This is a genomic window from Rhizobium sp. CBN3 (assembly GCF_030518245.1).
Classification (GTDB): domain Bacteria; phylum Pseudomonadota; class Alphaproteobacteria; order Rhizobiales; family Rhizobiaceae; genus Rhizobium; species Rhizobium aethiopicum_A.
On the sequence record NZ_JAULSE010000051.1, the window covers coordinates 1 to 9553 of the forward strand.

7 protein-coding genes and 3 pseudogenes are annotated in these 9553 nt (G+C 57.9%); 1 reads left to right on the plus strand and 9 read right to left on the minus strand.

Annotation, left to right across the window (positions count from 1 at the left end):
* Positions 1-1914: pseudogene (locus tag QWJ46_RS30460) on the minus strand (hypothetical protein); the annotation flags it as partial.
* A 596-nt stretch (positions 1915-2510) separates the two neighbouring features.
* On the minus strand, positions 2511-2864 hold the full coding sequence (locus QWJ46_RS30465; RefSeq protein WP_018247177.1) for a hypothetical protein: 354 nt from the start codon (positions 2862-2864) through the stop codon (positions 2511-2513).
* On the opposite strand from QWJ46_RS30465, the gene QWJ46_RS30470 reads away from it, so the two are divergent.
* Positions 2863-3045 carry a hypothetical protein gene (locus QWJ46_RS30470; RefSeq protein WP_004675977.1) on the plus strand — a complete coding sequence of 61 codons (183 nt, stop codon included), beginning with the start codon at positions 2863-2865 and terminating at the stop codon, positions 3043-3045. The genes QWJ46_RS30465 and QWJ46_RS30470 overlap by 2 nt on opposite strands.
* A gap of 175 nt (positions 3046-3220) precedes the next feature.
* On the opposite strand, the pseudogene QWJ46_RS30475 reads toward QWJ46_RS30470, so the two are convergent.
* The 7 genes and pseudogenes from QWJ46_RS30475 to QWJ46_RS30505 all read right to left on the minus strand — a co-directional run.
* A pseudogene (locus QWJ46_RS30475) lies at positions 3221-3424 on the minus strand (transposase domain-containing protein); the annotation flags it as partial.
* A 28-nt stretch (positions 3425-3452) separates the two neighbouring features.
* The gene (locus tag QWJ46_RS30480; protein ID WP_004675975.1) at positions 3453-5522 is read right to left on the minus strand and encodes a recombinase family protein; all 2070 of its coding nucleotides are present in this window, start codon (positions 5520-5522) and stop codon (positions 3453-3455) included.
* The gene (locus QWJ46_RS30485) at positions 5509-5688 is read right to left on the minus strand and encodes a hypothetical protein (RefSeq protein WP_004675974.1); all 180 of its coding nucleotides are present in this window, start codon (positions 5686-5688) and stop codon (positions 5509-5511) included. The genes QWJ46_RS30480 and QWJ46_RS30485 overlap by 14 nt, the downstream gene beginning before the upstream one ends.
* 281 nt (positions 5689-5969) lie before the next feature.
* Positions 5970-7358, minus strand: a complete 1389-nt coding sequence (locus QWJ46_RS30490) for an IS66 family transposase (RefSeq protein WP_004675973.1) — start codon at positions 7356-7358, stop codon at positions 5970-5972.
* Between the two features lie 69 nt (positions 7359-7427).
* Positions 7428-7781: an IS66 family insertion sequence element accessory protein TnpB gene (gene tnpB / locus QWJ46_RS30495; RefSeq protein WP_018247174.1), complete on the minus strand. Its 354-nt coding sequence runs from the start codon at positions 7779-7781 to the stop codon at positions 7428-7430.
* Positions 7778-8167: a transposase gene (locus tag QWJ46_RS30500; protein ID WP_004675971.1), complete on the minus strand. Its 390-nt coding sequence runs from the start codon at positions 8165-8167 to the stop codon at positions 7778-7780. The genes tnpB and QWJ46_RS30500 overlap by 4 nt, the downstream gene beginning before the upstream one ends.
* 1060 nt (positions 8168-9227) lie before the next feature.
* Positions 9228-9553: pseudogene (locus tag QWJ46_RS30505) on the minus strand (hypothetical protein); the annotation flags it as partial.

Here is a 9553-nt window from a genome sequence, read left to right on the forward strand (position 1 = left end):
CGAACGGCCGTCCAGACCGGCCGGTTCCCGGCCACTTGCCTGCTCAGGGGACAACCCCGACGCTGCGTTCGCCTCAACGACTTGCTGGTACTGCCGAAGCCGCTTGAAAGAGATAGTGTGTTTTCCCATGTCTTCGGTGAAGTCTTGGTAATCTTTTTTCAACGACCATTGCTGCTGATCACTGCCGTTGAGCCGGCTCGCTATGCTCTCCCTACCCCTGGTTTGCAGCCAATCACTAAACTTTCGTTGATTGCTGGCCAGTCTCCAGACGACTCTCCTCTGCGAAGTCGAGTCCGGTCGGAGCTTACTCAGCTCTTCGTTGGCGAAGCTATCAATCATGAGGGCGTCGTCGGGATGGGGATCATGCTGTTTCAACTGCGACTCAGCGCCTAGATACTGCCGCAGCCGATCGAGACTCACGTTTATTTTTACTTCAACGTTAGTAGTAAATTCCCTAAAATCGTCCTTCAACGACCGTTGCTGCTCATCACTGCCAGTCAGGCGACTGCTTATGCTCCCCCGACCATTCTTTCGGAGCCAATTACTAAACCTCCGTTGATTGCTGGCCAGATTCAAGACGCCTTTCCTCTTGGAAGTCGAGTCCGGTCCGAGCTTGCTCAGCTCTTCATTGGCGAAGCCATCAATCATGCGGGTGTCGTCGGGATAAGGATCATGCTGTTTCAACTGCGACTCAGCGCCTAGATACTGTCGCAGCCGATCGAAACCCACGCTTATTTTTACTTCAACGTTAGTAGTAAATTCCCTAAAATCGTCCTTCAACGACCGTTGCTGCTCATCACTGCCAGTCAGGCGACTGCTTATGCTCCCCCGACCATTCTTTTGGAGCCAATCACTAAACCTCCGTTGATTTATCGCCATATTCTGGACAACTTTCCTCTTGGAAGTCGAGTCCGGTCCGAGCTTGCTCAGCTCTTCGTTGGCCAAGCCATCAATCATGAGGGCGTCGTCGGGATAAGGATGATGCTGTTTCAACTGCGACTCGGCGCCTAGATACTGCCGCAGCCGATCGAAACTCACGACCACTTTTCCCTCGGCCTCGGTAAATTTCCTAAAATCCTCCTGCAACGACCGTTGCTGCTGATCAGTACCCGTGAGTCGGCTGACTATGCTCCCCCTACCCTCCCTTTTGAGCCAATCGCTAAACTTTCGTTGGTTACTGGCATTTTTCTGAGAAATCGAGACCGGTCCGAACTTACTCAGCTCTTCCTTGGCCAAGCTATCAATGACGCGGGCGTCATCGGGATAGGGATCATGAATTCGGCGGCCCATCAGGCGCGGCCCAGCTCCAACGGCTTGGAGTTCTTGCCCCTCAGGTCCGAGCCTCCTGAAATGAGACAGCGCTGAGTTAAGACGGTTCTGATCGTCCTCACCGCTTGCCCAATAATCCGCGATATCAACGGCTAGTGAATCTGGATCGTTTAAAAACCGAGAAGCCATCGAATCTCTGTTTGCTGCTCGGAGCCAACGAGCGAACCTCCTAAGAATCCCTAAATTGTTCTCGACGGTAGCCTCGGGAACCCTTCCGTCCCCTCGGCCGATGCTACCGTCGGGTAGAATTTCGTAGTTTCGGACTGCTTCCGCGAACTGGTTGATACGGGTCTCGTCATCAGGATGCATGTCTCGGTCGGCGGGGCGACCACGCTTGCGAACCTTGGTTGAGGCCACGTGAGTCTCCGTTGCGGCATCGACGTCTTGCTGCCCCGAACCCCTCTCCGGCGCCAGCGACTGCGGCGTCACTCGCATCGAACCGCCCACGGAACTGCGACGCGGCACACGGTCGCCGGCGTCACTATCGTGCGAACCGAGGCGCAAGTCGGTCGGATCCTGTTCCATCTCTCGGCTCTCTGAATAGTAGTCGTCGATCCAGGCGTCCGTCTCGAAAGCTCCGGTCACGTCTTCGATCCACCCACTTACTTCGCGAGAATCGTCATCGCGCGGCTGGTTCCGTCTTGGGTACATCGATGCCGGTCCTCCGGAAATCAAATTTGGAACCTCGATCCTAATGCCTGCCGGCCGCCGCCCAGCATGCTAAACCCAGATCCAATCATGCCCTCAAGGCATGGCCGAACGCTATATGGCGACGGCCTGCCGACAATCGTCTGCACTCGACCATCAGGCCGGCGTAAGCGCTCTCCCTCTCGCACCTTGACCACTAGGTTTATGCCGTTTCGAATAGCGTCGCCATGTTCGAGACGGAGCTTCGCGCCGATTGCAGTTATGCTGCCCGTTGACCACTGAATGACGTGAGATCGAAATCATTACTTGGTCGCGGCTCATCTGCTACCAGCTCCAAAAAAATCATCCTTAGTTAGCACAAAGCCGATCGGCCGGCCTTTCGCCGATAGGCCGTAGATGTCCAGGTGGATCACTCTGGAAGACACGCTTAGATGAATTAAGCCAAGGCAGCCGCGTTCTCAACTTCGCAGTCAAGGGCTCATCGGTGATTTCAATATCAAGCCGCTTAAAAACTACACCAGGGAAGCGCGTCCCTAGCTTTGCGGGATCGATCTCGTAAACCGTTTAGGATTCCCTTTATCGGCAAAGGCGACAAAGGTGGGTAGCTGACTGTTGTCAACATTATACGGTCGACGACCTTTGGCGATCCGCAGTGTATCGAAGTCAGCGGGTGCCAAACTTCCAACGCTGTTCTTAACACCGAACGTACGCAGTACGTTAAATTCATAAATATTGTAAATTATGCTACCGCTTGGAGGCCTGCGGATCGGCAGGATATATACGGTGCCTTTGCCCCCAAGATCGAAGATCAAAGCCTCGCCGTAAAGCCGCGTGGTGCCCCCATTGCCGATCAGACTCTGTGTCACCTTCGAATAGGAAACTTCCATGACTGATGAACTTTCGACCGGCCGCCCGTCGACAGTGGCCAAAGCGATCACCTTAAAACGGACCGTTGCACTCTCGCCCTGGCATCCCATGAGCGGAAGCGAAACCAATGAGGCAATGAGCGTCCTTCGAGTATACGGCATTGATCAGACGAGGCGCTCCGAGATGGAAGCACACTATTAAGCGATTCCAGTAAGAGATCACTTAACGGCTCAGCATCGCATCCAGCCGTAAAACATCTGTTGCAGTCTTCACCGAGCAGCTTGCATATGCATAGGCGGCGACATCAAGACCAAGGACCATATACTTTAGATTTTTGAATGATCGCTGCGGGCCGACAGACGCCTTTACGCACCTATCACCCTGCCGGGTAATTCCACGGCAGGAGACCCTCAATCTGGCTCTGCTTGTGGCCGTTAACGATGGCGGTGAGCGTGCTGGTCAAATACGCAAACGGATCGACGGCATTGAGCTTGCACGTCTCGATCAGCGAGGCGATGGTCGCCCAATTCTCAGCTCCGGTGTGATGACCAGCGAAGAGAGCATTCTTCCGGTTTAGCGCCGGACCTGAGTCATTGTGCACTCCCTCTTTAAGTATCTGTAAACATTGGAAGCGTCTCCGTGTCGGGAATGCGACACGGGCGGCCCTTTCGGGCTATCGCGGCTTGGACGGTCGCCGAAGTCAGGTCGCTGGCCCGGATTTGATACGGCGCGCCGGGAACCACCTGCTCGGCAGACAACACGTTCGTGTTGATCAGGTGGCGTATTCGGTGGTTGGTCACGCCCAAAACCGCCGCAGCTTCTGTCATGGTCAGCCATTCGCCATCTTTGCCGGCTGATTTGTACGCGTGGATCGCGCGGACGCGCCTTACAGAAGCGACCCGGTGTGCGGTCCAGGTTTTTCCTTGCCCCGTGGGCATTCCCATTCGATTGAGCGAGGCGGCGATATGTTCATCGGACCAGCGTCCTGCCATGCTCCGCATCACTGCCAAAGCATCTTCCGTTGTGGCGCACCCGTGTTCCCCCGTCTGGGGCTTGCGAACCTTGAGCTCCGAATGCTGACCGCCTTTCCAGTGGATGGTCAGCACCACGTCGCGCACCTCATCATCAACATCGACAACGATGTCGGCGATCAATGTACGCAGCAGTTGCTGGCGCACGCGCATGGTGACATCCGGCGACTCCCAGGCCGCCTGCAGATTGTCGGCGAGGTTTGCGAAAGTGCCTGGGTCAACTTCGATGGTTGAAGGACTTTCGGCAGGCCTGCGCACTTCCAGATCACGGACGCGGCGTAGCGCCGTTTCCCAATTCTTCTCAAGCTGTGCAGCTATCAGGCGGTTGTCGGGATCGCATGCCGCATAGCGGCGCTCGGCGAGGCTAGCCTCGTAGCGGGCCTGTTGTCGCTCCAAATCGTGAATGTGGCGCTGGTCTTCCTGTCGCTCCCGATGCATCCGCTCTGCTTCAAAAGTCGCCTCGATCGCTAATGGTTCTACCGCGCGCAACAACTCGCGCGCAACCGCCGCATCGACCTTCGAGCCGCCGAACGTCATGCAACGGGGCAAGCCCATCATCAGATTCTGTTTGTAGCAACGATAGACAGGGCTTTGCGGATTGCCCGTATAGGCAACACTCAGCCGCCGCCCACACCGTCCGCAAGTTAGGAGACCCGATAATAATGCTTTGCCGCCACGGCCCGATTTAGTCCCACCCGAGCGGCCATAATTATTGAGCGCCAGTTGCTGTTGGTTACGCTCGTATTCGTCCCAACTGATGTAACCTTCGTGATGGTCCCGGATCATCACCTCCCAGGTACCGACGGGCTTGCCGTGCCCGTAACTGCGCCGAGCTCGTCCATCGACGATGGCAGTCCGCTTCTCGCTCTTCCCATAGACGTAAACGCCGGCGTAGAAAGGGTTTTTGAGGATGCCGATCACATTGCGATAACGGACTGGGATCCATACGAAGTTGGTCATGCGCCCTTCATCCCTGGGCCGAGGGAAGTGAATCTGATCTTTCGTCATCGACAGCAGCACCTGGCGCGCGCTTCCAAGCTCGTGGAAGCGGGTGAAGATGGATCGGATTACCTCTTGCAGACGCAGATCAGGATCGAGCCCGAGCCCGGCCTCGCGATGCCAGATGTAGCCGAACGGAACGGAAAGTCGCAATTCGCCACGGCGCGCTTTGGATCTGGCGGCATCGAGCATGCGGGCTCTCAGCACGCCCAATTCGAACTCGCTGATACTTCCCTTCATGCCTAATAACAGACGGTCGTTGGGCCGGCACGGATTGTAGACGCCGTCGTGGTCTATGACGCGGGCTTCAACGAGGCCGCATAGTTCGAGCAGATGGTGCCAGTCGCGGCCGTTGCGTGCGAGCCGTGAGGCGTCGAAGCAGAAAACGGCACCAACTTTGCCGGCGCACAGTAGGGCGACAAGACGATCGAAGCCGGGGCGCGCGACCGTTCCGCTGGCAGAGCGACCCAGGTCGTCGTCGATCACCTCGACGTCGCTGAAGCCGCGTTGTCGCGCAATGTCAACAAGATCATACTGCCGTCGCTGGCTTTCCAGATTGGTTATAACCTGCGACTGCGTGGATTGCCGCACATAAACGACGGCCTTGCGCGCGAGCAGCGCTGTCGGAATCAAATCAGTGCTGGTCATCGTTGAGCTCCTCGACGACCAGACCGGCCGCCTGCATCAGCAGGCAAGCCAGAGTTGCTACCGCCTTCTTGCGGTCCTTGTCGCTCACTCCGTCGAGCGTCCGAGGTTTGAATATCAGGTCGAGCTGCCGGCGTGACGCCGGCACCAGCGTATTGCGGGATCTCATCGTCTTCCTCCTGAGTGATTCTACGTCCACCTCGGAAGAGTGCAGGCTTGTCGCCGCCGGTGACCAGCCTGTTCAGTTCGATCAGCGCCGCAAGATCGACACGTGCAAGACCCATGGTCATGACGCCGCACACCACAGGATCAATCATCCAGCCCGAAATCGAGACCACGACACCTGTCGGCCCCAAAACCTTCAGAAACCGACCCGTCGCTCGTTCTTCGACGCGGCGAATTGAAACCCTCTGGCCAAAATACGGATGCCAGCGATAGTGAACCTCGACTTCATCGCCGACATGGGCAGAATGAACGGGGCATTGCTATCGGTCGGATGGTTCTCTCGACACTGTTGTTGTCGATCTCGATGCGGCCGTCAGCCACAAAGATGCACAGGCCATCCCAGTATTTGGCAATATAGTTGAGAGCCTCGCCAAGTGGCGACTTGCCAGCAACACGCGCACGATGATGAGTGAGCCAGGTCCGCATGTCCGCGATCAGCGGTGCTGATCGTTCTTGCCTTCCCGCAAGGCGAGCTTCGGGATTGAGACCGCGCAACTCAGCTTCGATGCGATAAAGTTCACCAATGCGCCTGACGCCTTCCTCAGCAATGGGCGCTGTGCCAGTACGGGTGATCTCGACCAGCTTGCGCCGCGCATGCGCCCAACAATAGGCGAGCTGAATGTTGGGACCGACGCGGTCCGGTGCAGTCAGGCGATTATATCCGGCGTAGCCGTCAACCTGAAGGACGCCCGCGAACCCCTGCAATATCCGTTCAGCATGCTGCCCGCCACGGCCGGGCGCGTAGGTGAAGGCGACTCCTGGTGGACCACCACCGCCCCAGGGTCGATCATCACGAGCAAGCGCCCAGAAGTACCCGATCTTGGTTTTACGGGAACCGGGATCAAGCACTGGCGCACGGGTCTCATCCATGAACAGCTTCGTGGAGCGCTTCAGGTCGGCAATCAAGGCGTCGAAGACCGGACGCAGTTCGAAAGCTGCCCGACCGACCCAATCGGCAAGCGTGGAGCGGTCGAGATCGATGCCCTGGCGGCTCATGATCTGAGCCTGCCGGTAGAGCGGCAAATGGTCGGCGTATTTGGACACCAGCACATGCGCGATGGTCGCCTCCGTCGGCAAGCCGGCTTGGATCAGTCGTGCCGGAGCCGGAGCCTGCGCAACGCCGTCGGTGCAGGCACGGCACGCATATTTGGGGCGGCGTGTGACGATGACGCGGAACTGCGCCGGGACTATATCCAGTCGCTCGGAGACATCCTCGCCAATGCAATGCAGGCAACCGCCGCAGGCGCAGATCAGGCTTTCCGGCTCGATCGCTTCTTCGACACGAGGAAGATGCTTTGGAAGGGAGCCCCGATTGATCGCGCGCGGCCTGATGGCCCTATTCCCGGTAGGAGTATCCGCCTCATCCTCGGCATGAATTGATGCCATGGCCGTTTCCAAGTCTTCTAGTGCCAGATCGAACTGGTCAGGATCACTCTTCTCGGACTTGCGCCCGAAAGCTGCCTGCCTGAAGGCCGCGACCAGCTTCTCAAGCCGCTCGATCCGCTCGTCCTTGCGGGCCATCTGGGCGTCTTTGCCTGCCTCGCGTGCCTTGGCTGCGATCAGCATCGCCTTCAGGGCAGCCACATCATCGGGAAGATCGGCGGTGTTCAGCATGGCCGGAACCTAGCAAATCCCGCACCCATTTGCCTTTGGAATTAGCCGTCCTGAGTCATCGTGCCGCAGCTATTCGATGGTCTCCGGCGTTCTCGTCTTGACGGCATGAACCCGCCGCCAATCGAGGCCTGCAAACAGGGCTTCGAACTGGGCGTGGGTCAGCGTCATCAGTCCATCCTTGATACCGGGCCAGGTGAAGGTGTGCTCTTCCAGCCTCTTGTAGGCCAGGACGATACCGGAGCCATCCCAGTAGATCAGCTTCAGCCGATCTGCCTTGCGCGACCGGAACACGAAGACCGTTCCGGTGAACGGGTCCTTGTGCAGCTCGTTCTTCACCAGTCCCGCCAAGCCGTCATGCCCCTTGCGGAAATCCACGGGTTTGGTCGCCACCATGATCCGTACGCGGTTCGATGGAAAGATCATGCCGTGGCCGCCAGGACACGCGCGATAACGGCGATCCGGGTGGCAGATGCTCCTTCCTCAAGACGGATGGTGACCGCACCGACGACGATCTCGGCACGGGAGGTCTGCTTGGCGGCTGGCGGCTCCGGCGCGGGAGTCTCGACAACCATGGCCGCGAATTCGACTACGTCCTCCGGCTCAGGCAAAACCAACTTGCCCCGCCGCGCCAGTGTTCGCCAGGATGACAGATGGTTGGCCTTCAGACCGTAGCGTTCCGCCACTTCGTTCACCGTCACGCCCGGTCGAAAGCTCTCCGAAACGATCCTTGCCTTGACCTCGTCAGGCCATTGGCGATGAACCTCACGTCGGCCCCGCCGCGTCGTGAGAACCTCCAACGTAGTCTCCATGGAGAAACTCCTTGTCGCTCGTCCATGGAACGTCGATCACAGATCAGGCGACAGCGAGCAATGTGGGAGCAGAACACCGGTTACAAGGCCGGCACATGGCTTGAGAGGCTCGCCAGCTTGCCGCTTGCCATGCGGAGCCCGCTAAAATTGGCCTTCATTTAAGCAGTTCGAGTGATGTGTTGGACATGCAGCGTGAAGGGTGCCGTCAGAATTTCCGATTCCAACCAATCTTTCCGCCGGCCTTTCTGATTTCGCCGCCTCAGGCAACGGAACCATTGCGGTGTAGCTGCTGACAGAACCCGTTGCGCGCCTGATAGTTATGCGACCTATGGGGCGGCGATCAGGATGAGACGCGCGCGACAATCTGGATGAGATTCTCATGTCGCGGTCGGGATGAAGTTATCATGTTGATTGTCGCTGGCAAGAGCTTCATCGTGGGTCTGATTGCCGCTCCGCGACTAACCGTGCGGTGCCTTTGATTGTCGCGAATGAGGCTGGCCTGCCGCGCCGGCGTTTGACCCCCATGGGTGGAACGTCGTCGATAGCTTTCGACGTTCATTTCGAATGATCGTTGCGTGATGAACAAGTCGGTCCACCGCGGCACCCGCCCGCAGGCATAGTTTGATAGTTGCAGGATACGTGGTCGGCATCGAGTACCCAACTCACACGTTGGCTCATGATCGCTGTATGAAATGCATCCGGCGCCATGGGCGGGTTTCGTCCTGGCCTGAAGCCATAGTAGAACCCGCAAAGGGTAGGCCGTCATAGACGGCACTAAGCACTTCAGCGACCGCGCCAGCATCCTTCGCACCCGAGGCTCTTCCCGCATCCGTATCTGTCTACACCTCAGATGCGACAGCCGTCGCCTCTTGGGATGCTGGCCAAACGTCACGTTTTGAAGGAAGACTGGCGACGTGCACATTCGATGTCGCCCCCGGCACTGGGGATCGTCTCATCTGGGTTGGCGCGCTGCACGTGGCCGCGTAAAAACGGATTCTCCCTCAACGATTTGGTGCTTTTTCAAGAACGACTGGCATCTATTGCTCGATCCATCTCCACCCTATTGCTGGAAAAGGTAAATGTCGTTCTCCCTGCCTGATGGCCCCAGAGTGGCCGTGTAGGGCACACCATGGATAGTGATGCTGGTCTGGGGGTTGTCCGCGCTCGGCAGCAACTCAAGCCAGGACATTGCAAGCCGAAGGCCAGCCGGTGCCGGTTGATTGCGGTGTTGCCAGCTCGGAGGGACAGCTTCTCCCAAGTCGTCCACAGGCAGCATGTACTGTGGGGTGCCGAAGATCGATGCCCCCAAGCTTTGCTCCCATGGTGCGTCTGGCGGATTGACGCTTTGCACCGGTGAATAGGCGGCTGACGGCAAATCCTGCCGGA

What these genes read in the sequence shown, in the direction of transcription:
- tnpB (WP_018247174.1), bottom strand. Translation starts at nt 7,781, where the DNA reads ATGATCTTTCCATCGAACCGCGTACGGATCATGGTGGCGACCAAACCC.
- QWJ46_RS30470 (WP_004675977.1), top strand. Translation starts at nt 2,863, where the DNA reads ATGACTGATGAACTTTCGACCGGCCGCCCGTCGACAGTGGCCAAAGCG.
- QWJ46_RS30500 (WP_004675971.1), bottom strand. Translation starts at nt 8,167, where the DNA reads ATGGAGACTACGTTGGAGGTTCTCACGACGCGGCGGGGCCGACGTGAG.
- QWJ46_RS30490 (WP_004675973.1), bottom strand. Translation starts at nt 7,358, where the DNA reads ATGCTGAACACCGCCGATCTTCCCGATGATGTGGCTGCCCTGAAGGCG.
- QWJ46_RS30485 (WP_004675974.1), bottom strand. Translation starts at nt 5,688, where the DNA reads ATGAGATCCCGCAATACGCTGGTGCCGGCGTCACGCCGGCAGCTCGAC.
- QWJ46_RS30480 (WP_004675975.1), bottom strand. Translation starts at nt 5,522, where the DNA reads ATGACCAGCACTGATTTGATTCCGACAGCGCTGCTCGCGCGCAAGGCC.
- QWJ46_RS30465 (WP_018247177.1), bottom strand. Translation starts at nt 2,864, where the DNA reads ATGGAAGTTTCCTATTCGAAGGTGACACAGAGTCTGATCGGCAATGGG.